General features: G+C 50.6%; 24 protein-coding genes. 12 read left to right on the top strand and 12 right to left on the bottom strand.

The window, feature by feature from the left end:
* Window positions 1–187: 187 nt before the first annotated feature.
* From hxsA2 to rlmF, 7 genes are all read left to right on the top strand, one after another.
* Window positions 188–472, top strand: coding sequence for a His-Xaa-Ser repeat protein HxsA2 (gene hxsA2, locus ACT53C_RS11705; RefSeq protein ID WP_194747192.1), 285 nt, complete (start codon window positions 188–190; stop codon window positions 470–472).
* Complete coding sequence (hxsD, locus tag ACT53C_RS11700) at window positions 473–781, top strand: His-Xaa-Ser system protein HxsD (protein ID WP_194747191.1); 309 nt, start codon at window positions 473–475, stop codon at window positions 779–781. It abuts the gene before it with no gap.
* Window positions 774–2,231 (top strand): His-Xaa-Ser system radical SAM maturase HxsB, encoded by a 1,458-nt coding sequence (gene hxsB, locus ACT53C_RS11695; protein WP_194747190.1) that lies wholly within the window; start codon window positions 774–776, stop codon window positions 2,229–2,231. Before hxsD ends, hxsB begins: the two co-directional genes overlap by 8 nt.
* On the top strand, window positions 2,228–3,385 hold the full coding sequence (gene hxsC / locus ACT53C_RS11690) for a His-Xaa-Ser system radical SAM maturase HxsC (protein ID WP_194747189.1): 1,158 nt from the start codon (window positions 2,228–2,230) through the stop codon (window positions 3,383–3,385). Before hxsB ends, hxsC begins: the two co-directional genes overlap by 4 nt.
* Window positions 3,382–3,948 carry a hypothetical protein gene (locus ACT53C_RS11685; protein WP_194747188.1) on the top strand — a complete coding sequence of 189 codons (567 nt, stop codon included), beginning with the start codon at window positions 3,382–3,384 and terminating at the stop codon, window positions 3,946–3,948. The genes hxsC and ACT53C_RS11685 overlap by 4 nt, the downstream gene beginning before the upstream one ends.
* Before the next feature lie 420 nt (window positions 3,949–4,368).
* Window positions 4,369–6,567 carry an OsmC domain/YcaO domain-containing protein gene (locus ACT53C_RS11680; RefSeq protein ID WP_476146334.1) on the top strand — a complete coding sequence of 733 codons (2,199 nt, stop codon included), beginning with the start codon at window positions 4,369–4,371 and terminating at the stop codon, window positions 6,565–6,567.
* A gap of 36 nt (window positions 6,568–6,603) precedes the next feature.
* On the top strand, window positions 6,604–7,488 hold the full coding sequence (rlmF, locus tag ACT53C_RS11675) for a 23S rRNA (adenine(1618)-N(6))-methyltransferase RlmF (protein ID WP_476146332.1): 885 nt from the start codon (window positions 6,604–6,606) through the stop codon (window positions 7,486–7,488).
* A 55-nt stretch (window positions 7,489–7,543) separates the two neighbouring features.
* Here rlmF and ACT53C_RS11670 read toward each other — a convergent pair whose 3' ends face one another.
* Complete coding sequence (locus ACT53C_RS11670) at window positions 7,544–7,753, bottom strand: toxin-antitoxin system HicB family antitoxin (protein WP_194747181.1); 210 nt, start codon at window positions 7,751–7,753, stop codon at window positions 7,544–7,546.
* Complete coding sequence (locus ACT53C_RS11665) at window positions 7,750–8,196, bottom strand: putative toxin-antitoxin system toxin component, PIN family (protein WP_476146330.1); 447 nt, start codon at window positions 8,194–8,196, stop codon at window positions 7,750–7,752. The genes ACT53C_RS11670 and ACT53C_RS11665 overlap by 4 nt, the downstream gene beginning before the upstream one ends.
* Before the next feature lie 269 nt (window positions 8,197–8,465).
* Here ACT53C_RS11665 and ACT53C_RS11660 point away from each other — a divergent pair, with 269 nt between their 5' ends.
* Complete coding sequence (locus tag ACT53C_RS11660; RefSeq protein ID WP_476146328.1) at window positions 8,466–9,950, top strand: DEAD/DEAH box helicase; 1,485 nt, start codon at window positions 8,466–8,468, stop codon at window positions 9,948–9,950.
* Window positions 9,950–10,402, top strand: a complete 453-nt coding sequence (locus ACT53C_RS11655) for a YaiI/YqxD family protein (RefSeq protein ID WP_476146326.1) — start codon at window positions 9,950–9,952, stop codon at window positions 10,400–10,402. The genes ACT53C_RS11660 and ACT53C_RS11655 overlap by 1 nt, the downstream gene beginning before the upstream one ends.
* Before the next feature lie 63 nt (window positions 10,403–10,465).
* Here ACT53C_RS11655 and nadD read toward each other — a convergent pair whose 3' ends face one another.
* The 10 genes from nadD to ACT53C_RS11605 form a co-directional block, all read right to left on the bottom strand.
* Window positions 10,466–11,122, bottom strand: a complete 657-nt coding sequence (gene nadD / locus ACT53C_RS11650) for a nicotinate-nucleotide adenylyltransferase (protein WP_476146324.1) — start codon at window positions 11,120–11,122, stop codon at window positions 10,466–10,468.
* A 69-nt stretch (window positions 11,123–11,191) separates the two neighbouring features.
* Entirely contained in the window at window positions 11,192–12,448 is a 1,257-nt protein-coding gene (locus ACT53C_RS11645) for a glutamate-5-semialdehyde dehydrogenase (protein ID WP_476146322.1), read from the bottom strand.
* Window positions 12,449–12,496: 48 nt separating this feature from the next.
* A complete protein-coding gene (gene holA, locus ACT53C_RS11640) occupies window positions 12,497–13,531 on the bottom strand; it encodes a DNA polymerase III subunit delta (RefSeq protein ID WP_476146320.1) in 1,035 nt (344 codons plus the stop codon).
* Window positions 13,532–13,533: 2 nt separating this feature from the next.
* Window positions 13,534–14,049: an LPS-assembly lipoprotein LptE gene (locus ACT53C_RS11635; protein WP_476146318.1), complete on the bottom strand. Its 516-nt coding sequence runs from the start codon at window positions 14,047–14,049 to the stop codon at window positions 13,534–13,536.
* A gap of 23 nt (window positions 14,050–14,072) precedes the next feature.
* Window positions 14,073–16,688 carry a leucine--tRNA ligase gene (gene leuS, locus ACT53C_RS11630; protein WP_476146316.1) on the bottom strand — a complete coding sequence of 872 codons (2,616 nt, stop codon included), beginning with the start codon at window positions 16,686–16,688 and terminating at the stop codon, window positions 14,073–14,075.
* Window positions 16,689–16,811: 123 nt separating this feature from the next.
* Window positions 16,812–17,465 carry an adenylate kinase gene (gene adk / locus ACT53C_RS11625; RefSeq protein WP_476146315.1) on the bottom strand — a complete coding sequence of 218 codons (654 nt, stop codon included), beginning with the start codon at window positions 17,463–17,465 and terminating at the stop codon, window positions 16,812–16,814.
* 155 nt (window positions 17,466–17,620) lie between these two features.
* Window positions 17,621–18,400, bottom strand: a complete 780-nt coding sequence (rsmA, locus tag ACT53C_RS11620; protein ID WP_476146313.1) for a 16S rRNA (adenine(1518)-N(6)/adenine(1519)-N(6))-dimethyltransferase RsmA — start codon at window positions 18,398–18,400, stop codon at window positions 17,621–17,623.
* The gene (gene pdxA / locus ACT53C_RS11615; RefSeq protein ID WP_476146311.1) at window positions 18,397–19,395 is read right to left on the bottom strand and encodes a 4-hydroxythreonine-4-phosphate dehydrogenase PdxA; all 999 of its coding nucleotides are present in this window, start codon (window positions 19,393–19,395) and stop codon (window positions 18,397–18,399) included. The genes rsmA and pdxA overlap by 4 nt, the downstream gene beginning before the upstream one ends.
* Window positions 19,396–19,431: 36 nt before the next feature.
* Window positions 19,432–20,751, bottom strand: coding sequence for a peptidylprolyl isomerase (locus ACT53C_RS11610; protein WP_476146309.1), 1,320 nt, complete (start codon window positions 20,749–20,751; stop codon window positions 19,432–19,434).
* Complete coding sequence (locus tag ACT53C_RS11605; protein ID WP_476146307.1) at window positions 20,748–23,138, bottom strand: LPS-assembly protein LptD; 2,391 nt, start codon at window positions 23,136–23,138, stop codon at window positions 20,748–20,750. The genes ACT53C_RS11610 and ACT53C_RS11605 overlap by 4 nt, the downstream gene beginning before the upstream one ends.
* Before the next feature lie 198 nt (window positions 23,139–23,336).
* Here ACT53C_RS11605 and ACT53C_RS11600 point away from each other — a divergent pair, with 198 nt between their 5' ends.
* Genes ACT53C_RS11600 through ACT53C_RS11590 form a run of 3 tightly spaced genes read left to right on the top strand, consistent with a single transcriptional unit; the run spans window position 23,337 to window position 25,424 of the window.
* A complete protein-coding gene (locus tag ACT53C_RS11600; RefSeq protein WP_476146305.1) occupies window positions 23,337–24,305 on the top strand; it encodes an aminoglycoside phosphotransferase family protein in 969 nt (322 codons plus the stop codon).
* A 2-nt stretch (window positions 24,306–24,307) separates the two neighbouring features.
* The gene (gene murU / locus ACT53C_RS11595) at window positions 24,308–24,973 is read left to right on the top strand and encodes an N-acetylmuramate alpha-1-phosphate uridylyltransferase MurU (protein ID WP_476146369.1); all 666 of its coding nucleotides are present in this window, start codon (window positions 24,308–24,310) and stop codon (window positions 24,971–24,973) included.
* 22 nt (window positions 24,974–24,995) lie between these two features.
* Window positions 24,996–25,424, top strand: coding sequence for a phosphate-starvation-inducible protein PsiE (locus ACT53C_RS11590; protein ID WP_194747166.1), 429 nt, complete (start codon window positions 24,996–24,998; stop codon window positions 25,422–25,424).
* Window positions 25,425–25,452 lie beyond the last annotated feature (28 nt).

The following is a 25,452-nucleotide window of genomic DNA, read 5'->3' as shown; positions in this document are numbered from 1 at the left end:
TCAAAAGCGTCATTGATTAGTTTAAGTAATCTGTTGGTCAAGAATGTTGATAGTTGTTTTTCACATTAATTTTTAAATTCTTAAATTTACAATATTTTAATTATTGTTGAGTTCGTCTCTGTGGACGTTTGTGTGGTGTACATGCTAAATTTTTTAAAAATATTATTAATTAACGTGGGAGGCTAATATGAATAAAAGAAAATATCTTTTGCCTTTGGCTGTATTGGCGAACGCATTAACCGCAACTCAATCGCACGCGAACTCCATCGATAGCGTTTCAATTGATAATCAGGAAAAGTCTAAGTTACTTGAAATTGAGACCGCAGAAATCAATAAGTTCGACTTTAGTGATAAGAGCGCATTGAAATTTATTCTTAAACCTAATAGTGACGGTATTTTTTACGCTGATCACTACTCTCATTCGTCGCATAGCTCACATTCCTCGCATCGTTCACACTCATCTGGTTATTAAGTGAGTAAGACTACAACAACGCTCACATTTGATGAGCGTGTTTATTCTGTTGAAACAATACAGAAAGCGGCATATCGATTTATCAATAAACTTTCGGTTGATTTTGAGTTAAAGGATAAATCGATACTTTGCCGTATTACCTTTGATGGGGATCACACAGAACTACACCTCAAAAAAGTAGAGGCGGATTTTAAGAAGGAAGTTCTTGATCAGCACTTACGTCAATTGATTTCTAAAGAAACCGAGACGGTTAGAAATTTAATACTGAGTGCGACTTTCTTGAATACGGATTTGCAACAAATTGAGTAAATTTAAAGGGATTGAAAGCTATTCCGCAAAAGACTCGTCTTATGAGTTGCTACCCTTTAAATTTGATAGATTTAATGATGAGCGTTACATCATAACTAATCTTGTTGGCGAGTATCTGCTCATCGAACATGATGATTTAGAAGATTTGGTTCATCGGAAACTAGATGTTACTAGTAGCCTATATTCTCAATTAAGATCCAAGCATTTCATAAGATTGCCGAAAGAAAAGTCACCAATTGAATTATTGGCATTGAAACTGAGAACGAAGTTATCTAGGCTTTCTCAATTTACTAATTTACATATCTTTGTCGTCACACTTCGCTGCGATCATAGTTGCCCATATTGCCAAGTTTCTAGGCAATCAGAAGATAAATCTTCATTTGATATGACTAAGGAAATGGCTGACAGATCTCTTGATTTTGTATTCAAGTCCCCATCTCCAGCTATAAAGATTGAGTTTCAAGGCGGTGAACCATTACTGAATTTTGAACTTATCAAATATATTGTTGAATCTGCTGAGGTTAGAAATCAGATTGCAAATAGAGATCTTGCTTTTGTAATTGCCACAACTCTTTCGTTAATAACTGATGAAATGCTAGACTTTTGCAAGTTGCATAAGATTCAGCTTTCAACTTCACTAGATGGTCCTGAGGTTCTGCATAACTCAAATAGACCAAGACCAAACAAAGATAGCTACCAAAGATTCCTTTCCGGATTAGAGCAAGCAAGAAACAGGCTTGGCTATGATCAAGTCTCAGCTTTGATGACAACAACAGAGTCGAGTCTAGATAAAGTTAAAGACATTATCGACGAATATTTAAAGCTAGGATTTAAGGGTATTTTTTTAAGGCCACTGTCACCTTACGGTTTTGCGATAAAAACAAAAAAATTTATGGCATACAACACCGAGCGATGGTTACAGTTTTATAAAGCTGGCCTTGATTACATCATTGAGCTGAATCGAAATGGAGTTGAGTTCTCAGAGTATTACTCTAGTTTAATTTTGAAGAAAATTCTTACTGCCCAAGAGTCTGGGTATGTTGATTTAATGAACCCTGCTGGTATTGGAATTGCAGCAATTGTTTTTAATTATGACGGCAAAGTTTACGCTTCTGATGAAAGCAGAATGCTTGCTGAAATGGGGGATAAGACTTTTGAGTTAGGTAATATTTTGTCTGATTCCTACGAAGATATCATTCTCTCAGATAAGTTACTTGATGCAATTGAAGAGTCTTTTACGCTAAGTGCTCCAATGTGTTCTGAATGTGCATTTGAGCCATACTGTGGCTCCGAGCCAGTTTATCACCATGCAATACATAAGGATTTTTTGGGGCGGAAGCCTGAGTCAGAGTTTTGTAAAAAGAACATGAGTATTTTTAAACACTTAATTACCCTCATGGAAAATGATTCTGATACAAAAAAATTATTCCTCGGATGGGCTAACCGATGATCAAACTTGGGGGTAAAGTAATCCAAGTTCATGAACTTACTTCTGAAAAAGCAAAGTTATTTTCGTTAAGCTCTAATCCAAACCTACCTCAGGTTTTAAGAAGCGATAAAGCATTCATTACTAGGGCCAAGAATGCACCGAAGGGATTTTCTCATTACATTACGTTTGAGTCTCTAGCCGAAGATATTGAGTTCTCTCAGGGGGAGAATTTTACTGTTTTGCCAGATGAGTTTAGTTACTTGAACGATGAAGATATTGTTCGTATCACACCAAATAAAGAACACATACGGGTTCTATACCGTAAAAGGGCAACAAATAATACGATTATGATTACAGAGCAATGTAATCATTATTGTTTAATGTGTTCACAACCTCCTAAAAATCACGATGATTCCTATTTATTAAGTGAAGCTTTCAATCTCATCAAGTTAATACCCAAGAACACCAAGGAAATCGGTTTTTCTGGAGGGGAGCCCACGTTATTTGGAGAGAGGTTTTTAGAGTTATTAGAGTTTACTAAAAGCCATTTACCTCAAACTGGTATTCATATTCTTTCCAATGGTCGATCTTTTAAAAACATAGATTTTGCTAAAAGATATGCCGACATCAATCATTTTGACATGATGGTAGGTATCCCAATTTATTCAGCAAATCCCTCAACACACAACTATATAGTTCAAAGTTCAGGTGCGTTTGATGAGACCCTGGCAGGTGTTTTAAATCTTAAGAAGCTCAATCAAAAAGTCGAAATTAGAGTTGTTATTCATAAACAATCTATTGATGGCTTATTGGATCTCTGTGAATTCATTGGCCGGAATTTATTGTTTGTTGATCATGTAGCTTTGATGGGGCTTGAAATGATGGGGTTTACTCGTGCAAACTTGGATAGTCTATGGATTGACCCGTTTGCGTATAAAAATATCTTGAGTGATGCGGTGAATGTCTTGGCTAGTTATGGATTAACAACCTCTGTTTATAACCACCAGCTTTGTACTATAAACGAGGATGTTTTGCCTTATTATCGTAAATCAATTTCTGACTGGAAGAATGAATTTGCACCTGAGTGTGAAGGATGTAAAAGAGCACACGAGTGTGGAGGGTTTTTCTCATCTAGCTTGCTTCATAGATATAGTGATCACATCAAACCTTTATGAGGCGCTTTCGTAGCAAGTCTCATGAATCTACCTTTTCTAAAGCTAAAAGCTTTTTAGAGGTTATTAAATATCTCGTTGAGATACTTGCAATACTTATTGCGGGGGCTTGGGCTTATTCTAAATATGTAAAAATAGAAAAGCCTTTAGAAATCAGAACTGCTTCAACGGGTTTTCTTAATTGGAGCAAGTTACCAACAAAAGAGATCTGCTTAGCAAGCTTAGGAGTAACGATAAGGAACATTGGTACCCTTCCATTTGAGGTGAATAAAGTTGTCATCGAGTCTTGGTCGCTTGATGATGCATCACTCAAAAATGCGCATAATTATTTCTCACCTTTTGGCGATAAGAATAAAAAGTTACTCGTTAGGAAAGAGTTTAAAGGGGCGGACTCTACGAGTTTGATTGGAACGTATGGGGTAAACGAAGAAAATGCTACTGACTTTAGTTTCACTTTTAAATATCAACCAAAGAGTGCTGTGTATTTTCTTGCAACAGTTACTGGGCCATACGTGAATATAAAAGAAGGGCGCTGGGGCTTTGTGTGTGATGTCGGGGCAAACTAGGCGGCTTAGCAAATTCATGAGTAATCTGGTCTTTTGCCAAAACCTTAAGTAAATTCATTCTTCACCAATCACATCGCCTTTAATCGGCGCTTGCCCACCTGATTTATTCATAATGGCATCAAATTTTTCATAGTCTGCCTGTAGTTGCCGCGCTCTAAAAAAACTCGGCGGGTTTTAAAGCGTCTTTGACTGATTTTGAGAAAGATGGCGGGTTGGTCGATGTATTTTTCATTCAAAGTCCTTCGCTATTTTCATTAATGAATGATAGCACCGACGAGGTTGTTACTTTTAAAGTTCAGATTTATCAGCTTGTAAAAAACTCGTTTAATCATATATTTAGCAATTAGTTTTAGGCAGCATGTCTGTGTTGAGGGATAATAGCGCCCTCAACATTTTTTGCAGCACATCTGGAATATCTCAATGGAAGTTAAAGTCAATTTTCTCGATAAGCTCCGCCTTGAAGCCAAGTTTGATGACTTCACCGTGATTGCCGACCAGCCTATCCGCTACAAGGGCGATGGCTCGGCGCCGGGGCCGTTTGATTACTTTTTGGCTTCGTCGGCGCTGTGTGCGGCGTATTTTGTGAAGCTGTATTGCAGCACACGCAATATTCCGACTGAAAACATCCGCTTGTCGCACAACAATATTGTGGACCCGGAAGACCGCTACAAGCAGATTTTTAAGATACAGATTGAGTTGCCTGCGGATATCTCTGAAAAAGACCGCATTGGCATTTTGCGCTCGATTGACCGCTGCACGGTGAAAAAAGTAGTGCAGACCGGGCCTGAGTTTGTGATTGAAGAAGTGGCAAGCCTGGATGCCGATGCGCAGGCCTTGCTGACGGTGAACCTGGCGGCGGAAACGCAGACGTATATCACCGGCAAGGATTTACCGCTGGAGCAAACCATTGCCAATATGACGGGCTTGCTGGCGAGCCTGGGCATCAAGATCGAGATCGCTTCCTGGCGCAATATTGTGCCTAACGTGTGGTCGCTGCATATCCGTGATGCGCATTCGCCCATGTGCTTTACCAACGGCAAAGGCGCGACCAAGGAAAGTGCGCTGGCCTCGGCGTTGGGTGAGTATATTGAGCGGCTGAGTAACAACCATTTTTATGCCGGGTCTTATTGGGGCGAAGACATTGCCAATGCCGACTTTGTGCATTACCCGAACGAGCGCTGGTTTAAACCGGGGCGCAAGGATGCGCTGCCGAAAGAGATTCTGGATGACTACACGCGGGCCATTTATAACCCGGATGGCGAGTTGCGTGGCTCACATTTAATTGATACCAACTCTGGCAATCGTGAACGCGGCATTTGTGCGCTGCCGTTTGTGCGGCAGTCAGATGGCGAGGTGGTGTATTTCCCGTCTAACCTCATTGAAAACCTGTACGCCAGCAATGGCATGAGCGCGGGCAATACGCTGGCCGAGGCGCAGGTGCAATGCTTGTCCGAGATTTTTGAGCGCGCCGTGAAGCGCGAGATTATTGAAAGTGAAATGGCATTGCCGGATGTGCCGCCAGCGGTGCTGGCGAAGTACCCTGGCATTGTGGCGGGCATTGAGGGGCTGGAGGCGCAGGGCTTTCCGGTGCTGGTGAAAGATGCGTCGTTAGGCGGACAATATCCGGTGATGTGCGTGACGCTGATGAACCCGCGCACCGGCGGCGTGTTTGCCTCATTTGGGGCACACCCGAAGCTGGAAGTCGCGCTAGAGCGCAGCCTGACCGAGTTGCTGCAAGGCCGCAGTTTTGAAGGCCTCAACGACTTGCCACAGCCGACCTTTGTCAGCGAAGCGGTGACCGAGCCGAATAACTTTGTTGAGCATTTTATTGACTCTAGCGGTGTGGTGTCGTGGCGCTTTTTTAGTGCCAAATCGGACTACGAATTTGTCGAGTGGGATTTTTCAGGCAAGGGCGACAATGCCAACGCTGAAGAAGCCGCGACCTTGTTTGGCATTTTGGCCGAGATGGGCAAAGAGGCCTATGTGGCGGTATATGACCAGCTGGGCGCGACGGCATGCCGCATCTTGGTGCCTGATTATTCTGAGGTGTATCCGGTGGAAGACCTGGTGTGGGATAACACCAATAAAGCGTTGTTGTTCCGCGAAGATATCCTGAACCTGCATCAGCTGGACGATGACAGCCTGCAGGCCTTGCTGGAGCGGCTGGAGAATAACGAGCTGGATGACTACAGCGATATTGCGACCTTGATCGGCATCCAGTTTGACGAGAACACGGTATGGGGCCAGCTCACGGTGCTGGAGCTTAAGCTACTCATCAACCTGGCGTTGCAGCAGTTTGAGGAGGCGCAAGATCTGGTGGGGGCGTTTTTGCAGTACAACGACAACACACTGGAGCGCGGTTTGTTTTATCAAGCCCTGAATGCCGTGCTTGAGGTGGAACTAGACGAGGAGCTGCACCTGGCCGATTACGAGCTAAATTTCCGCCGCATGTTTGGTGACGCGCGCATGGATGCGGTGCTGGGCACTGTCGATGGCAGTGTACGTTTTTATGGCCTGACCCCGACCAATCTGCAGCTGGAAGGGCTGGACAGACACCATAGACTGCTGGATAGCTACCGTAAATTGCATGCCGCGCGCGCCAAGGCTGCGGCCGCTTAGGCGCGCTGACCAAGTGCAATTGGCGAATACTTAGGCATGAAGCCCGTCAGTTCTTCATCTGCATTGCACCCACGCAATTTGCATCGCGAGGGCTATGACTTTGCGCTGCTGGTGCAGGTGCATCCGTCCCTGGCGCCCTATGTGCGCCCGAATGCCTATGGCGATGACTCGATAGACTTTGCTCATCCGCAGGCAGTGAAAACCTTAAACCAGGCCTTGCTCAAGCAGTATTATGGCGTGGCGGTGTGGGATATTCCCAAGCATTACTTATGTCCGCCTATCCCTGGCCGGGCGGATTATGTGCATTACCTGGCGGATTTGTTGACAGAGTCTGGTCATACAAAATCTGTGCGTTTGCTCGATATCGGCACCGGCGCCAACCTGGTCTATCCGCTGATTGCGGCTCAGGCTTATGGCTGGCAGTGCTTGGGCGTGGATATTGACGCCAAGGCCTTGCGCAATGCACAGCAGCTGATTGAAGCCAATCGCTTGCAGCCACTGATTTCTGTGCGCCAGCAGCCAAATATGGCGGCGATTTTTAAAGGTGTGATCTTGCCGGGCGAGCAATGGACGCTGACCATGTGCAACCCGCCTTTCCATGCCTCTGCGGCTGAGGCACAGGCGGGCACACAGCGTAAATGGCGCGGGCTGGGCAAGCGGCCGCCGCAGGCACTGAATTTTGGCGGCCAGGCCAATGAGCTGGTTTACGAGGGTGGTGAGGCGGCCTTTTTAACCACCATGATTCATGAGAGCAGGTATTTTGCCCAACAGTGCGTATGGTTTACCACGCTGGTCTCTAAAGCCAGCAACCTGCCGCTGGTGATGCGTGAACTCAAAAAAGCGCGGGCACTGACGGTAAAAACGGTGGAGATGGCGCAAGGCCAGAAGCAAAGCCGCTTTGTGGCGTGGACGTTTCGCTAGTCCGGCAAAAGCCAAGGCGATTAGCTAGGTGGTCATTAACTAGGTTAAAGCGATATTAATCGCCAAATTTATCAAGCAATGTCAGTGCCGTGTTCGCATCTCCCTGCTTTGCTCTGGCTTCAAAGCGTGTTTTTGCATCAAAGTTTGCAAGGGCGACAGTCGCTAACTCATCCACCAGTTTGTTGACGCTGACCTTATGCGCTTTGGCGAGGGATTTCAGTCTTTCGTGTTTGTCATCCGGCAGACGAATCGTCAATATGCTCATGTTGACTCCTTAGGGGTTCTGATCATCTTTAAAAAATACTCTGGACCTACAATTTGCAGTTGATTAAAAATCAGCTCACCTCTTGTGAGGTCCTTCAGGTTGCGTGTCACAATAAAGTCTGCCTGGCCGGCAATGGCGAGTTCAATCAAGTGGTTATCCGCTTCATCTGGCAGATTCGGCCGCCATGCATAAAAAACCTCTGACCATTTGCACACAGACAAAAAGCCATTTAAAACCATGTCGCGCTCTTGTTTATTGAGTTTGCTGCCTTGAAACAGAAGTTCACGATTTAAAACATCTTCGTACTCTGCAAACAGAGCAGCGCCTATCAGGGGTTGAATCTGACCATGCAGGCATAGACGCAGAATCGCTCTGGCGACACTGCCTTCATTTTGCAAGGCTGCAACCATGATATTGGTATCCAGAACAATCTTGATGGTCATGGCTCAATGATAGCGCATACGCTATCATGAATAAAGTGCGGCAGACTTGTCCCTCTCACAAAGCAATTAAATATATGAGTCGTTAATAAACCACGTATAATGTAGCTACCCTGTGAACTACCAATCCTCACAGCGGCCTTGTCATAAATCATCGATATAATCCTCGTTTGTCCAGATTGGTGTTGCTGCGGCAACAGACCAACGCCCAATAATTTGTTGCATGTCTGTCGTTTGTGATGGGCGATGCACACTATTAAAGTTGAATAACCTTGTCACAAGAAAATACCCCTGCAAACACGACGTTTGCTGATTTGAATTTGTGCGCGCCTTTGTTGCGCGCGATTGCCGATGCCGGCTATACCTCACCGACGCCGATTCAGGCGCAGGCGATTCCTTATGTATTGCGCGGTGGCGATTTACTGGCCGGAGCGCAAACCGGGACAGGCAAAACCGCTGGCTTTACCTTGCCGATTTTGCATCGCTTGTCTGAAACCCCGTTAAAACAAACCGCCGCAGGCAAGCCGCGTTGTCTGATTCTGTCGCCAACGCGCGAGCTGGCGGCGCAGATCGGCGAGTCAGTGACCACTTACGGTAAATATCTGCCGCTGAAAAGCATGGTGGTGTTTGGCGGGGTGGGCATTAACCCGCAAATCAGCCGCTTGAAAAAACCACTCGATATCATGGTAGCGACGCCGGGTCGCTTGCTCGACCTCACCAACCAGAAGGCGCTGGATTTGTCTGGCATTGAAATTCTGGTGCTGGATGAAGCCGATCGCATGCTGGATATGGGCTTTATTCACGACATTAAAAAAGTGCTGGCCTTGCTGCCCAAGCAGCGGCAAAACCTGCTGTTCTCGGCGACGTTTTCCGATGAAATCAAACAGCTGGCAGACAATCTGCTGAATAACCCGGATCTGGTGGAAGTGGCGCGGCGGAACACCTCAAACGCGCTGATTGAGCAAAGCGTGCATATGGTGCCGCAGTCGCACAAGCGTGAGATGGTGAGCTTTTTGATCAAGCAACATCAGTGGGAGCAAGTGCTGGTGTTTACACGCACCAAACATGGCGCGAACCGGCTGGCGGAGAAGCTGGTAAAAGACGGCATCCCGGCGATGGCGATTCATGGCAACAAGAGTCAGAATGCCCGCACGGCGGCGCTGGCCGAGTTTAAAGCCGGGGGAATCACCGCGCTGGTGGCGACCGATATTGCTGCACGTGGCCTGGATATTGACCAGCTGCCGCAAGTGGTGAATTTTGAGCTGCCTAACGTGCCCGAAGACTATGTGCACCGCATCGGCCGGACTGGTCGTGCTGGTGCCACTGGGGCGGCGGTGTCGCTGGTGGATAGGGAGGAACTCAAATTGTTGAAAGACATTGAGAAGCTGATCAAGCGCGAGATCCCCAAGCTGCAGGTAGAGGGCTTTGTCGCCCCCGAAAAAAGCAGTGAAGAGCCGGATCGGCCATCACGGACTCAGCCGCGCGGTCAACGGCCTGCGCCTAAATCGGGCCAGGCGCCCCGTGACGCATCGCGTAGTCAGAAACCAGGCCAGCCCAGACAACATCAGCCTAAACAAGGCCAAACCCATTCCGCGACAAGCAACCCGCGCAACGCTGGACAACACGCTGGCCAGAAAAAACCGGCGAATGCATCTGGTCATTCTGCAGCCCAGCAAAAATCTGCGCGGCAGCCTAGCGGCCACAAACCACAAGGCGGCGCGTTATTTAGCGCCAGACCGGTGCCGAAAGCCGGTTAATGCGGATTTGGGTGGATGCCGATGCCTGCCCGGGCGTGATAAAGGACATCTTGTTTCGGGCGGCGGAGCGTAGTCAGGTCATGACTACCTTTGTCGCCAACAAAGTGCTCTATGTGCCGCCCTCAGCCTATTTGCGCGCCTTGCAAGTCGCCAAGGGCTTTGATGTGGCAGATAACGAGATCGTGGCGATGCTGGAAGCGGGCGATTTGGTGATTACGGCAGATATCCCGCTTGCCGCGCAGGTGATTGAAAAGCAAGCGCATGCGTTGAATCCACGCGGCGAGTTTTATTCGGCAGAAAATATCCGCGAGAGGCTGGCTATGCGCGACTTTATGGAGTCACTGCGCGCCAGCGGGGTGGAAACGCAGGGGCCCAATGCCATGCAGGCGTCTGACCGCCATGCGTTCGCGCGGCAACTGGATCAGTTTTTGGCGCGTGCGCGCCGGCCCTAGCCGTTTGGCGCCAGCATGTGGGTGCTCATGCGTTGGCTTATGGTGCTTTGGGCACTAAGTACATCACTCGCGCGCGGGACGCTGGTATAAATGGTGTTGCTGGATGTATTGCAGTACGGCTGCAGGCATGTCTGCGATCGTGCTTAATCCATGTTGTGCCAGACTGGCTCTTAATCCGGTGGACGAAATCGCTGGCGGCGTCTGCGTTAAATAGCTGATCAGCCCATGTGCATGAGTTGAGAACGCCGTGTGCGCCTCTTCAATATTGATCAGCTTACCCTTATGCCCGGCATGCAAGGATAAGGTTTTCTCTGCTTCAGCACGGTGAATAACCAAGAGGTGAGCGTAATCCAGCAGTGCAGTCCAACGGTGCCAGGTCGGCAGTTTCTGGTAGCTATCCTGGCCCATGAGCAGGCACAATGATTGGTGGGGGAAGCGCTGGCGGAGCAGGTGCAGCGTCTCTATGGTGTAAGAGGGGCCTTGGCGATCCAGTTCACAGGTATCCAGCACGAATTGGGGATGACCCTGAATCGCCAGCTTGACCATGGCTGCACGGTGCTGGGCAGTGACTGCCGGGGCAACTTTATGCGGGGGCAGGGCGGCGGGCACAAAGCGGATTTGCGTGCAGTGCAGTGTCTCCAGCACGCTCTGAGCCAGAGCCAAATGCCCGTTGTGGATGGGATTAAAGGTGCCGCCGAAAATGCCTATCAGTTCCATCATTAAGATTCTTTGGCCTTGTGGAGGCATCGCGCGTCTGGCGTAACATTCGCCAAACGGCTGCAAGTATGGTTACGCGCGGACGTGGCCGTCACCCAGAACCACATATTTCAACGATGTTAACCCCTCGAGGCCGACCGGGCCGCGCGCATGCAGCTTGTCGGTAGAAATACCGATTTCTGCGCCAAAGCCATATTCAAAGCCATCGGCAAAGCGGGTTGAGGCATTGACCATCACGCTGCTGGAGTCTACCTCACGCAAAAACTGGCGTGCTTTGGTGTAGTTCTCGGTCACAATCGCTTCGGTGTGCTGGCTGGAATACTTGTTGATGTGCTCAATCGCTTCATCCACACCACTGACCACCTTGCATGAGATAATCGCGGCCAGGTATTCGGTGTAATAGTCTTCTTCAGTCGCTGCTTTGGCTTGAGGCACGATGGCGCGGGTTTCTTCACAGCCGCGGATCTCGATGCCTTTGCTGATCAGCATCTCAGCCAATTTCGGCAGCGCGGTGCTGGCAATACTGCGGGCGACAAGCAAGGATTCTGCCGTGTTACAAGTACCCAGGCGCTGGGTTTTGGCGTTCTCAAGAATGCGAACGGCTTTGGCCAGGTCAGCTTCGTCATCCACATAGACATGGCAGTTGCCGTCTAAGTGCTTGATCACTGGAATACGGGCATCGTTGCTGATGCGTTCAATCAGGCCTTTGCCACCGCGTGGCACAATCACATCGACGTATTGTTTCATGGTGATGAGCTCACCCACCGCGGCACGGTCAGTCGTCTCGACCACCAATACGGCGGCTTGTGGCAAGCCCGCCTGTTGCAGGCCTTGATGTACGAGTTTAGCCAGGGCCTGGTTGCAGTGAATCGCCTCAGAACCTCCGCGCAAAATACAGGCGTTGCCAGATTTGATGCACAAGCCAGCCGCATCGACCGTCACGTTTGGACGGGCCTCATAAATAATGCCGATGACCCCGAGCGGCACACGCATTTGACCGATCTGGATGCCGGAAGGACGGTATTTGAAATTGCTCATTTCGCCTATCGGGTCTGGCAGGCTGGCGATTTGTTCCAGGCCTTCTGCCATGGTCGCTACCGATTTCTCGCTTAACGTTAGGCGGTCCAGCATGGCGGCTTCCATGCCATTGGCTTGGGCGGCTTGCAGGTCTTGCTGATTGGCCGCGAGCAAAGCTTTTTCGTGCTGACGGATCAGGGTGGCAATGTTGCGCAGTGCCTGGTTTTTGGTGTTGGTGTCGGCTTTTGCCATCAAACGGGAGGCGGCACGTGCCTGCTCACCCAGTTGCTTCATGTAGTGTTGAATGTCCATAACTTCTTATTCTATCCTAAACCCGATGCCGTCCAAATTGCTGGCGTTTTAACGTGCTCTTACCCTGGCTGATTTATTGGCTGCCATTCTGGCAATCCCGATACATAACCGTGACAGCTCCAGCCAGGCATCACCATCGCCCACGCCTTTTGCCATGCGGTCTATGTCAGACAGTTTTTGCAAAGCAGCTTCGATATGTTTTTGCGGTAAAAATTCCAGTGCACGTCTGACCAATTGCTGGCGATCACCAAATAACCTGGCCTGACTCAAGGCCGCTTGCATGGCAATGCCTTGCTGCATGGCTAGCCTGACTTGTAACAGCGGCCGGAACAGCCAGATGAGTGGGTTCATTACCGCCACTGCGGTTTCCCCTTCTTCGCGCAGGCCTTCCAGCATGCGCATCACGCGTTGCGGGTCCCCTTGCAGCATGGCTTCACCCAATTGCGAGACGTCAAAGCGGGCCACGTTGAGCACGCACTGCCGGATCGCTTCTTCACTGAGCGGGCCGGGCGGGTATAGCAAGCCCAGTTTTTGGATCTCCTGGTGCGCGGCTAATAAATTCCCTTCCACCTGCTCGGCGATAAAGCGGCGGGAAGCTTCATCCGCTGTTTGCTGTTGCATGGCCAACCGCTGCGCAATCCACTCAGGCAATTGCGCCAGCGGGACCTGATTCAATACCAGCAGCACCCCATGTTGCGACAGGGCTTCATACCAGGCGCTAGAGGTCATGTCACGGTCTGGCGCGGGCAGGGTAAGGATAATGGTGGTATCGGCAGCAGGTTGCTCTGCCAGTTGCTGTAATGCCTTGGCGCCTTCGACGCCAGGCTTGCCAGTGGGGATATTAATTTCGAGGATGCGTTGTTCGGCAAATAGCGAAAAGCTCTGCAAAAACTGGCTGACTTGCCCCCAGTTGAAGTAGCGCTCTACCGTAAAACTGGCGCGCTCTTGCGCACCATGCTGACGCGCAGCGGCGCGGATGTGGTCTATCGCCTCGGTGATAGAGAGCGGCTCATCGCCTGCCAGCACAAACAAATGCTGCTTGGGAGGCAAATATTGCGTCAGTTGCGCCGCCTGAATGCGCATGCTTAATCGGCTTTTTTAAGCGCAGACAGTCGCCGCATAATGCCATTGAGGACATCCAGCTGCATGCTGTCGTTGAGCATTTTCTGCTCGGCTTGTTTGGCCAGCAGGTTGGCGTCGTTATAGGTATAGTCACGACGGCCTTCCATGATCAACGGTAGTGCCCAAGTTGGCTCACCGGTGACTTTGGTACGGTATTGCACGCGGTAGTACAGCTCGTATTCACGCACTACACCGGTCCCGCTCAGAGACAGAATACGTTGTTCGTTTTCTTCTTTGAGCAGTTCCAGCTGTAGTTCAGCTTCTTCTGCGTCGGTCACAACCTTGACACCCTGTTCTACCAAGGCCTTTTTGAGCGCAATGTTGATTTGCGTAGAGCCCTTGATGAAAATGGTTTTAAAGGCAATCGGTGACGGTTGGCGCAGGTGAAACCCACACGCAGACAGGAGCGCCGTCAGCACGGCGATGCTGCACCACAGGGTGATCGCGTGAATCCAGCGGGTAGGGGTTGTCTGCTGCACAATGCGCTCCTCGAAAGAAAGGGCTAAGCCACCACAATATTAATCAGTTTGTTGGGCACGACGATGATTTTTTTCACGCTGCCTTCGTTCAGGAATTTTTGAACGAAATCCTGATTGACGGCAGTCGCTTCAATCTGCTCTTTGGCCATGCTCTTGGGGATGCTGATGCTGCCACGCAGCTTGCCATTGACCTGCACCACGTATTCCACTTCGTCCTGTACCAGGGCTGAGTTGGCCGGTTCTGGCCATTTGGCAGACAGAATGTCTTCGCCGAGTTTGAGCGATTGCCACATCACTTGCGTGATGTGCGGCGCAATCGGCGATAACAGGCGCAGCAGGATGCTGTAGCCTTCAAATGCCACGGCGATCCAGTCTTTTTCTGCCTCTTTTTGCACTTTCTCCAGGGTGTTGAGGATTTTCATGCAGGCAGAGGCCACCGTGTTGAACTGTAGCTTGCCCAGATCGACATTGGCCTGTTTGAGCACGCTGTGCACTTCACGTCTGTGGTTGGCCAGCTCGCCGGTCAATTTGTTCGGCAGGTCAGCAGGCGTTTGTTGGGACAAGGCATGGCCAAAATTCCATACCCGTTTCAAGAAACGGTGTGAGCCTTCCACGCCACTGTCTGACCACTCCAGCGTTTGTTCTGGCGGCGCCGCAAACATCATGAAGAAGCGGGCAGTATCCGCACCATATTGTTCAATCAGCGATTGCGGGTCGACGCCATTACGCTTGGACTTGGACATGGTGCCTATGCCCTGATAGTCAATAGCCGAGCCATCTTTGAGCAGCTTGGCACCTGTCACCTTGCCGTTGTTATCGTGTACCAGCTCGACTTCTTCCGGCGCAAAATATTCAATACCGCCTTTAGCCGTACGGCGCGAGAAAATATGATTCAGCACCATGCCTTGTGTCAGCAGGTTGGCAAATGGCTCATCATAATTGACCAGGCCGAGGTCGCGCATGACCTTGCTCCAGAAGCGGGAGTAGAGCAGGTGCAGAATCGCGTGTTCAATGCCGCCAATATACTGGTCTACCGGCATCCAGTGATTGGTCTGTGCATCCACCATGGCTTCATTGCTAAAGCCTGAGGCATAGCGTGCGTAGTACCAGCTGGAATCGACAAAGGTGTCCATGGTGTCAGTTTCGCGCTTGGCGGGCTGGCCACATTTGGGGCAGGTGCAGTTTAAAAAGTCTTCGCGCTTGTTGAGCGGATTGCCTGAACCATCCGGGACACAGTCTTCCGGTAATTTCACCGGCAGCTGGTCGTCGGGCACAGGCACATCGCCACAGCTGTCGCAATGAATGATCGGAATCGGGCAACCCCAGTAGCGCTGACGGGAAACGCCCCAGTCGCGCAGGCGCCAGTTGGTCTGCTTGCCGCCCAGATTTTTTTCTGCCAGATCTGCTGCCACAGCCTCAACTGCTTCTGCATAGCCCAGATCGTTATATTTGCCAGAGTGGATGCAGACGCTTTTGGTTTTATCGCCGTACCACTCTTGCCAGGCTGCCAGATCAAATTCCTGACCGAGCACGCTGATTACTTGTTTGATCGGCAGATTGTATTTTTTGGCAAAGCCGAAATCACGTTCGTCGTGCGCAGGCACGGCCATGACGGCGCCTTCGCCATAGGTCATGAGGACATAGTTGCCTATCCACACCGGCACTTGCTCGCCGGTCATCGGGTGGGTGACGGTCAGGCCTGTGTCCATGCCTTCTTTTTCCATGGTGGCCATGTCGGCTTCCATGACGGAGCCATGCTTGCATTTGTCGATAAATGCTTGCAGCGCCGGGTTTTGTTGTGCAGCTTGTGTCGCCAGCGGATGCTCGGCTGCCACGGCACAGAAGGTCACGCCCATGATGGTGTCGGCACGGGTGGTGAATACCCACAGTTTGCCGTCATCAATCAATTGGCCATCATTGTTTTTGATGTCGTGCGTAAACGCAAAACGCACGCCCACGCTCTTGCCTATCCAGTTGGCCTGCATTGTTTTGACACGCTCTGGCCAGCCTGGCAGTTTGTCCAGGTCATCCAGCAATTGCTGTGCATAGCCGGTGATGTTGAGGTAGTAGCCAGGGATTTCGCGTTTTTCTACGATCGCCCCCGTGCGCCAGCCGCGGCCATCAATCACCTGCTCATTGGCGAGCACGGTCTGGTCGACCGGGTCCCAGTTCACCACCTGGGTTTTTTTGTAGGCGATGCCTTTTTCCAGCATGCGCAAAAACAGCCACTGGTTCCATTTGTAATAGTCAGGCTGGCAGGTGGCCAGCTCGCGGCTCCAGTCAATGGCAAAGCCCAGTGACTTCAACTGCTTGCGCATGTAGGCAATGTTGTCATATGTCCATTGCGCTGGTGGCACGCTATTCTGAATCGCTGCGTTCTCGGCAGGCAAGCCAAACGCATCCCAACCCATGGGTTGCAACACGTTAAAGCCTTTCATATGGTGATAGCGGCTTAATACGTCGCCGATGGTGTAGTTACGCACATGCCCCATATGCAACTTGCCACTTGGGTAGGGGAACATCGACAAGCAATAGTATTTTGGTTTTGGGCTGTCAGCCTTGGCTTGAAAGCTAAGCTTGGTGTCCCAGTGTTGTTGTGCCTGTTGTTCGACTTCTTTAAATGGATACTGCTGTTGCATGTTAGCGGCAATGGAGTGATAAAAAAATCATTATACCTTGAAGCGCTTTAAATGACTGCTAGCCGGGTGTTTTTAAGACACAAAAAAGCCCGCAGCTGCGGGCCTTTTAGAGAGGAGATGCGCTTACTTCAAGGCCGCAAAAATCTCTTCTTTAATGGCATTGAGTTCGCCCAGGCCGTTGACCTTGACGTATTTGGGCGCGCCGCCCTGGCCGGAATTGGCCCAGTCTGAGTAGTAGCCGATCAGCTGTTCGGTCTGATTGTGGTAAACCTCCAGACGCTTCAATACCACTTCTTCCTTGTCATCATCGCGTTGTACCAGCTCTTCGCCGGTGACATCATCTTTGCCTTCCACTTTTGGTGGGTTGAATTTGACATGGTAGGTACGACCTGAAGCCGGGTGGCTGCGGCGGCCACTCATGCGCTCAACGATGGCGGCGTCCGGCACATCAATCTCAACCACGTAGTCAATGCCTACACCGGCCTGTTTCATGGCTTCGGCTTGCGGAATGGTGCGCGGAAAGCCGTCAAACAGGAAGCCATTGGCGCAGTCGGCATCTTTAATGCGTTCTTTGACCAGGCCGATAATGACTTCGTCTGGAACCAGGCCGCCTGCATCCATGAATTTTTTGGCTTCAAGACCTAATTGGGTGCCTGCCTTGACTGCTGCGCGCAACATATCGCCGGTGGAAATTTGCGGAATATTGAATTTTTCTTTGATAAAGGTGGCTTGTGTCCCTTTACCGGCACCAGGGGCGCCCAGCAGAATCAAACGCATAACATGCTCCAAAAATGGGTAAGAATAAAAAAAAGAATTATATCAGGCTCTGTTTTAAAGCAGATTTAAAATCAGCTTAAGGCTGCACACAATCGCAAATTGGCCAGCCTCTGCTAAGTGACTATTTTGTTATTAACTTGTTGATATGAATGGTTTTATGATTGATTTTGGCTTGCCAGATAATTGCTGATCGCCACAAACTCGGCCACGCTGAGATTTTCGGCGCGTAACTGCGAATCGATATTCAACGCGCTGAAGCCCGCATCATCCAGCAGTCCTTTCAGTGTGTTGCGCAAGGTTTTGCGGCGCTGGCCAAACGCGGCGGTGACCACTTTGGCAAACAGGGCTTCGTCCGTCGCCGGGAAAGGCAGGCTGGCGTAAGGCACGCAGCGGACAAAGGCAGACTCGACTTTCGGCGCCGGATCAAAGGCTTCGGGTGGCACGGTGACCAGATATTCCATCTGCAAGCGGTATTGCAGCATGACCGACAGGCGGCCGTATTCAGGGTTGGAGGGGGCGGCGACCATACGCTCGACCACCTCTTTTTGCAGCATAAAATGCATGTCTATGATTTGTGCCGTGTTTTCGAGCAGCTTGAACAGGATGGGGCTGGAGATGTTGTAGGGCAGGTTGCCGACGACGCGGATGCGCTCCCCAATGGTGCCGAAGTCAAACTTGAGCACATCTGAATTGTGGATGGTAATTTTTTGCGCCGGGTAAAAGCCTTGCATCCATTGAATGATGTCACGGTCAATTTCGACGACATGCAAATGGTTCAGCTGTTTGAGCAAAGGCTGTGTCATGGCGCCCAGCCCCGGGCCGATTTCCACCATCAGATCCTCGGCTTGTGGATGAATGGCGTTGATCAGGCTCTGGATAATGCTCTGGTCGATCAGGAAGTTCTGACCAAATTTTTTCTTGGCGATATGTTTCATTTGTGACGAGTCTTGCGGGTATGCGAAAGTGCAATGGCGAGCTGGATGGCACTCAGCATGCTGCCGATATCGGCTTGACCGCTGCCCGCAATATCCAGCGCCGTACCGTGATCGACCGAAGTGCGGATAATGGGCAAGCCCAGCGTCACATTGACGCCTTGGCCAAAACTGGCATGTTTGAGCACGGTCAGGCCCTGATCATGGTACATGGCCAGAAACGCATCGGCATGGGCCAGGTTTTTCTGCGAAAACATGGTATCTGCGGGCAGGGCGCCCACCAGTAGCATGCCCTCTGCGCGCAACTGTTTAAGCACCGGGTTAATCGTGTCGATTTCTTCCATGCCCAGATAGCCATCTTCCCCTGCATGCGGATTCAGTCCGGCGACATAGATGCGTGGTTGCGGGATGCCGAAGGTGTGTACCAGATCATGGTGCAAAATACGCAGCGTGGTGGTGAGCGAGGCTTGCGTAATGGCGGCGCTCACTTGGGTCAGTGGCAAATGGGTGGTCGCCAGAGCCACGCGCATGCCACCTCCCACCAGCATCATCACTACTTGTGCGGTGCCTGTTTTTTCTGCCAGATATTCGGTGTGGCCGGTAAATGCAATTCCGGCTTCGTTAATGATGCCTTTGTGCACGGGGGCGGTCACCATGGCATCAAATTCCCCGGCCTGGCAACCTGCCAGCGCGCGGTCCAGCATCTCTAGTACGGTGCGGCCATTCCGGGGATCTAGTTTGCCTGCCACGACGGGGGCGGCCGTTGGGATGGGCAGCACGGTCAGCGTACCATCGCCTGCGTGGGAGTGAAGTGGCCGGGCGTCCGTGTGTATGGTGAGTGGCATGCCCAGTTGCGCAGCGCGTGCCTGTAAAGCTTGCGGGTCGGCCAGTACCACAATCTCTGCTGGCAGGGCGGTATGCGCCAGCTTGACGCAAACATCCAGGCCGATGCCTGCAGGCTCGCCAGACGTAATGGCAATTTTGGGCAAAGCGTTCATGGATGGTGCAGATGCACCGGTTTCAGTGCGCTGCACTTAAAACTTGTCTTCCAGCCGCATTTCGACAAACGCCTTGTCGCGCAACTCATGGATCCAATCGTTGTACGCTTCCTCCGCCTTGCGCGCACGGATTTCCTGACGCGCTTTCAAGCGTTTGGATTCTTTGGACATGTCCTGTTTACGTCGCTCCAACACCTGGATCAAATGCCAGCCAAACTGGCTGCGGATAGGGGCACTGACTTCGTTGATGGCCAACTCTGCCATGGTTTTTTCAAACACCGGCACGGTGTCACCCGGGCTGATCCAGCCTAAGTCACCGCCGTTGGAGGCGCTGCCATCGTCCGAATACTGACGCGCCATGTCCTGGAATGGCGTGCCGTGGTCTATACGCTCTTTAATGCCTTCAATTTTCTGTCTGGCTTCTTTGTCCGATAACACCTCGTTCGGTTTGAGCAGAATATGGCGGACATGGGTCTGGTCAACAATCAGCGTGCTGGCACCCGCACGTCTTTCATTGAGCTTTAGAATATGCACACCGCTTGCACTACGAATCGGGCGAGATATACCACCTGGTTGCATGGTTTTAACCAGTTCAAGAAACTGGGCAGGCATCTGCTGACCACTGCGCCAGCCCAAGCCACCGCCGTCCAGCGCGTTGGGGGCATCCGAAAAGTTGGCCGAGGCTTTTTCAAAACTCATGCCATTCGCCAGCGCTTTCATGATTTGTTCGGTACGTGCTTTGGCTTTTTGAATGTCTTCCGGGCCACTGTCTTCTGGCAGACGAATCAAAATCTGCGAGATGTTAAATTCATCCAGTTCACCTTCTTTTTCTTGTGTCGTCAGGTAGTTATCAATTTCCGCTTCAGAAACATTCACTTTGTTGTCGACATCGCGCTCACGCAGACGGGCGATGATGATGTCATTGCGGATATCTTCACGGAACTTGTAAAAGTTGGTGCCATCTTCTTCGAGTGCTTTTTTAAACGCCGGCAAGGTGAGGTTGTTTTGTTCGGCAATCCGGTCTATGGTTTTATCCAACTGTGCATCGTCGACCTTGATCCCGGTTTGCGCTGCCATTTGCAACTGCAGGCTATCGACTATCAGTCGCTCCAGTATCTGTTTCTGCAGCGCTTCATCGGGTGGCAGGTCAGCGCCTTTTTTGAGCATTTGTGCTTTCACGTATTCCATACGGTTCAGCATTTCACGCTCGGTAATCACGGATTGATCGACCACGGCAATAATGCGGTCCATTTTTTCAATCGGTTTTTTTTCTGCCGCGAATAAGGCTGCAGACTGTCCTGTGATGAGCAAAGCGGTACTCAACGTGAGGATTAAATTCAGTATATGTTTCATCATTGCGCGTTCTGGTCTCTGTAAATTGCCGGGATATCATAAGTGCGCATATAAGTCGGGATATTGCGCTTGATCACATTCAGCGGGTTGGCACCAATAGAGGTCAGCCCACCGAGTTCGAGTTGAAAAAACATGCCGTAGTTCGCATTGGCCGTCGCTGTTTGCACACGCTGCATGACAGCGCGTGCTTGCCAGCAGCCTGCGTCATACTCCAAACCACCTAGGAATTGTACAAGATTGGAATCACGCATCGAGTAGTTTACACGGCTGATCCCATACCAGCCCGAGCCTAATGGCCATTGTGCAGAGGTGTCGATTTGCTCAAGGATATTTGCAGTGTAGCGGTAGCCGAAAGTAAAGGACTTGCCTGGCTCAGGGTTGTAGCGTAACAAATAGTTATTACGCTGCATATTGCTGTTCTCTGTATCATACTGCCAGAATGTGTCTAGGTTTAGTCGGCTTGAGAGTCGTGCCGTGAAGCCCGCCAGAATGTCCGAAGATTTACTAATATTGGCAACGGTATTAGGCAGCGTGACTTTCTGGTCTTCAAAATAATAGCGCTGTGCCAGCGTGCCGCTCAGGCGTTCAATGCCGGTTTCGCTATCAATCAGGCGGCTGGTGAGCGCCAGTGTCATCTGGTTGGCATTGTTGACACGGTCATCCCCACTGAATTGATTTTCATAAAAAATGGAGTTCTGGTTCAATGTGTTGAGCGAGGTGTCAAAAATTGGAATTTTGCTCTGGTCTTTGTAAGGGATATACACATAGTATGCTCGTGGTTCCAGCGTATGCGTATAGGATGTATCAAACAAGTTGGTCTGACGATCAAAATACAGGCCGGAATCCAGACTCATGATAGGCAGTGTACGACTCAACTGATTGTATTCCTGAGAATATCCCACCGGCGTATTGTTATTCAGGCTGTATTGCGTACTTTGCACGCCAATTTTTGGCGTCACGTAAGCGTAAGAGTTCTTCATCGGATATGAAATCGAAGGATAGACACTCATGCGGCTACCGCTAGGCATGTTTACCATGCCATCCATGGTTTGAAAGTTAACGTACTGCGCCCCTGTCTGGACATGAAAGCCTTTGAAATCATCATTGTAAGTTAATGTAAGCTGGGGTAGGCGCTGATAGACAAAGGACACGTTATCCAGGTTTTGATAGCGTTGAATCATCCCGTTGAACGTGATGTGTTCGCTGTTGTAGTTGGCAAAAACAGCCTGTTGCAGGTTTACGCGGGAAGTCACCTGAATCCGGGTCGCTAAGTCAGAAAAGTAAGTGTCATCCGAGACCTTTTCAAAACTGTAGCCGCCAGACCAGTTGCTGCCAAAGCTTTGCAAATGCGTAAGCTTGGCGTAGTAACGGGTTTGCCCCGTCATGTTGTCTTTATCCAGATACTCCAGGTTATTGATGCCGGAATAGTTTTCTCCCAGATAGCGGAACTCTCCTTGCAGTTGCAGGCCGCGTTTGCTGAAGTAGTTGGTGGATACCGTGGCATCCATATCCGGGCTGATATTGATGTAGTAGGGCGTTAAAAGCTGAAAACCGCTCCGGGAGGTTGTGCCCCACAAGGGCGCCAGAAAACCGCTTTTACGTTGGTTATTATACGAAAAGCTCATCCAGGGCGTGTAGAGGATAGGCACCCCTTTAAACTCCACATAGGCGTTGGTTGCCACGCCGGTTCTGGAGTAATCGTTCAGTTCCAGGCTATTGGTCTTGATATACCAGTCATCCACATCCGCCGCACAAGAAGTATAGCTGGCGCCTTTAAGGCGCTTGATGTTCTGGCCTTCAAACAGCACCTGTTTAGCGGTGGCGCGAATGTTGTCAAATGCGTTGCTTTTGGTGCTGGTCTGGGTGCTGTAAGACTGATTGTCTTCCAGATATCTTTTCGGGTCACTGAGCAAAATTGCCTGGTCATTCAGCAAGGGACTACCGTCCTCATCGTTGGGCGGTGGCGGGCTACTTTTGAACTCAATCGACACGTCGCGCATTTCACCGATGTTTTCGCTCAGGCGCATGCGCAACATCGGGCCGGTGATTTTGGTTTGACCGGCGGTAATCACCGCATTGCCTTCGACTTGCAATTCATCGTTCTGGATATCGTAGCGGATATCATCGCCCGTGACCTGTTGCCCGTCTTTGCGCATCACAGCGTTGCCCGTCGCACGCATTTGACGGTCCATGCGCAGTTGCAGGGTGTCGCCTTCAATCTCAATCGCACCTGGCAAGGTGACCGCCTCTGCCAGCTGAATTTTTTCAGGGGCAGCCTCTTCCTCAGCGCGCAAGTGCTCAGGCGAGAGTGTGCCTATGGCCAGCAATGCCAGAATCAGGCGGATCCCGCGCTCCTGAAAAGTAGATGAGTGAACGTGCAAGTTATTCAAAGAGTGATCGTTTCGGTCAGGCCTGCCGTTGGCAGCGTAATTATTACGGCGAATTTTGGGATGTTAGCCCGATGCCTTGTTTCAATTGCGCTATATTATTCATGAAAACGCTTAAAAAGTCATTTTTCCCTTAAAATGGCTGCCGCATTTTCATCGCAGCGGCCACCAGACAGGCCTATTCAAGATTCGGGATATTTTGTGGATAGAACACAGCACCTTCAGCAATGGCTGACAGACGTACTTCAGCAACCCTTTACGCTCAGCACGGCTTCCGCCGATGCCAGTTTCCGTCGCTATTTCCGCGTACATCTGGCCGCAGAAACCCTGATTGCCATGGATGCGCCACCGCCCCAGGAGGATTGCCGTCCTTTTGTCCGCGTGGCCGAGCAGTTGCTGGCCGCGGGGCTGAATGTGCCCAAGATTCTCGCGCAAGACCTGGAACAAGGGTTTTTGCTGCTCAGTGATCTGGGCAATGACACCTATTTGTCGCAGCTCAATGCCGGCAATGCCAAAGCCTTATATGCTGATGCATGCCAGGCCTTGATCAAGATGCAACTGGCGACCCAGCCCGCCGCCTTGCCGCCTTATGACAGTGCGTTGCTCATGCGTGAGTTACAGTTGTTCCCCGAATGGTATGTGGGCAAGCATTTGGGCAAAACGCTGACCCCGGAGCATCAAGCGGTGATGGACAAGACATTTGCCTTGCTGGTCGACAATATTTTGCAGCAGCCACAAGTGACCGTGCATAGAGACTATCACTCGCGCAACTTGATGGTTACCGCCGAGCATAATCCCGGCGTGCTTGATTTTCAGGATGCCGTGATCGGGGCGATTACTTATGACCTGGTTTCGCTGTTCAAGGATGCCTATATCCACTGGGATGAAGAAATCATGATGGATTGGGTGGTCCGTTATTGGCAGTCTGCCAAGCAGGCGGGATTGCCCGTGAATACTGATTTTGGTGAGTTTTATCGTGATTTTGAATGGATGGGCGCTCAGCGGCATATCAAGGTGCTGGGGATTTTTGCGCGGCTGTATCACCGGGATGGCAAGGCGGGCTATCTCAAGGATATGCCGCTGGTGATGCAATATCTGCAAGCCGCTTGCGAGCGCTATGTCGAGTTGCGTCCTTTCTTCAAGTTGCTGAAGACGCTAGAGGCGGCATGAAGATGCGCGCCATGATTCTGGCCGCTGGTCGCGGTGAGCGCATGCGGCCGCTGACCGACCACACGCCTAAACCCTTGCTGGCAGTGGGCGGCAAGCCCTTGATCGTCTGGCATATTGAGCGCCTGGCGCAAGCAGGAATCACTGAGATTGTCATTAATCATGCGCATCTGGGGGCGCAGATTGAAGCCGCGCTGGGCGATGGTGACCGCTGGCAGGTGAATATCCGTTACAGTGCAGAAAGTACGGCGCTGGAAACTGCGGGGGGGATTGCCTATGCCTTGCAGCTATTAGGGACGCAACCATTTCTGGTGGTGAATGGCGATGTCTATACCGATATTGACTATGCACGCCTGGCGCTCCCCGCCGGTAAACTGGCGCATCTGGTCATGGTGGATAATCCGCCACAACATCCGGCCGGAGATTTTGGCCTGGTCAATGGCCTGCTGCAAGAAGACGCCAGCCATAAGCTGACGTTCTCAGGTGTGGGGGTTTATCATCCAGACTTGTTTGTAACGGTGACTCGCGGGCAGCCAGCCAAACTGGCGCCGTTATTAAAAGCCGCCATGCGGCAGCAACAAGTCAGCGGGCAGCACCATGCGGGGGTCTGGCATGACATTGGGACGCCGGAACGATTAAAACAACTGGATGAATGGTTAAGCAGATCATAACAAGCAGCAAAAAGGGAGCATCATGAAACCACCGTACGAGCATAAAACAGACAAGCTGGCGCATCAGGCCTTGATGTGGATAGAGCGTTTAGGGTTGGGGCTGGTGACACTGGCCACCTTCTTTTCACTGGCGCATGAACTGTCGCGTATGTGGAACGCCGGCATGGTCGGCCTGGGCGATTTGTTGCAGTTGTTCCTGTATCTGGAAGTCTTTTCCATGATCAACAGTTATTTTGGCTCTGGCAAACTGCCGATGCGCTACCCGATTTATATTGCCATGGTGGCCCTGGCGCGATATTTGTTGCTGGATATGAAAGAAATGACAGAGACGCATATGCTGGCGGTGTCTGCCGCGATTCTGATTCTGGCCGTTTCGGTCTTGGTGATGCGTTTTGGCCATGCCCGCTATCCCTATGAGGATATTCCCCAGCAAAAACGGGATTTGTTGTAATTGGCCGCTGAGGTCCTCAGCGGCACGT

The sequence above is a fragment of the Methylophilus sp. DMC14 genome (assembly GCF_056314085.1).
Note: the sequence above shows the minus strand (reverse complement) of the source record. Positions and strands in the feature narration are given on the sequence as shown.

Coding starts and splice junctions, on each gene's coding strand:
- ACT53C_RS11610 (WP_476146309.1), bottom strand. CDS start 20,751: ATGATGAAACATATACTGAATTTAATCCTCACGTTGAGTACCGCTTTG.
- ACT53C_RS11670 (WP_194747181.1), bottom strand. CDS start 7,753: ATGAGCATATTGACGATTCGTCTGCCGGATGACAAACACGAAAGACTG.
- ACT53C_RS11680 (WP_476146334.1), top strand. CDS start 4,369: ATGGAAGTTAAAGTCAATTTTCTCGATAAGCTCCGCCTTGAAGCCAAG.
- rlmF (WP_476146332.1), top strand. CDS start 6,604: ATGAAGCCCGTCAGTTCTTCATCTGCATTGCACCCACGCAATTTGCAT.
- hxsC (WP_194747189.1), top strand. CDS start 2,228: ATGATCAAACTTGGGGGTAAAGTAATCCAAGTTCATGAACTTACTTCT.
- murU (WP_476146369.1), top strand. CDS start 24,308: ATGCGCGCCATGATTCTGGCCGCTGGTCGCGGTGAGCGCATGCGGCCG.
- ACT53C_RS11665 (WP_476146330.1), bottom strand. CDS start 8,196: ATGACCATCAAGATTGTTCTGGATACCAATATCATGGTTGCAGCCTTG.
- hxsA2 (WP_194747192.1), top strand. CDS start 188: ATGAATAAAAGAAAATATCTTTTGCCTTTGGCTGTATTGGCGAACGCA.
- ACT53C_RS11655 (WP_476146326.1), top strand. CDS start 9,950: ATGCGGATTTGGGTGGATGCCGATGCCTGCCCGGGCGTGATAAAGGAC.
- holA (WP_476146320.1), bottom strand. CDS start 13,531: ATGCGCATTCAGGCGGCGCAACTGACGCAATATTTGCCTCCCAAGCAG.
- ACT53C_RS11645 (WP_476146322.1), bottom strand. CDS start 12,448: ATGGACATTCAACACTACATGAAGCAACTGGGTGAGCAGGCACGTGCC.
- ACT53C_RS11590 (WP_194747166.1), top strand. CDS start 24,996: ATGAAACCACCGTACGAGCATAAAACAGACAAGCTGGCGCATCAGGCC.
- rsmA (WP_476146313.1), bottom strand. CDS start 18,400: ATGAAACATATCGCCAAGAAAAAATTTGGTCAGAACTTCCTGATCGAC.
- adk (WP_476146315.1), bottom strand. CDS start 17,465: ATGCGTTTGATTCTGCTGGGCGCCCCTGGTGCCGGTAAAGGGACACAA.
- ACT53C_RS11685 (WP_194747188.1), top strand. CDS start 3,382: ATGAGGCGCTTTCGTAGCAAGTCTCATGAATCTACCTTTTCTAAAGCT.
- nadD (WP_476146324.1), bottom strand. CDS start 11,122: ATGATGGAACTGATAGGCATTTTCGGCGGCACCTTTAATCCCATCCAC.
- leuS (WP_476146316.1), bottom strand. CDS start 16,688: ATGCAACAGCAGTATCCATTTAAAGAAGTCGAACAACAGGCACAACAA.
- pdxA (WP_476146311.1), bottom strand. CDS start 19,395: ATGAACGCTTTGCCCAAAATTGCCATTACGTCTGGCGAGCCTGCAGGC.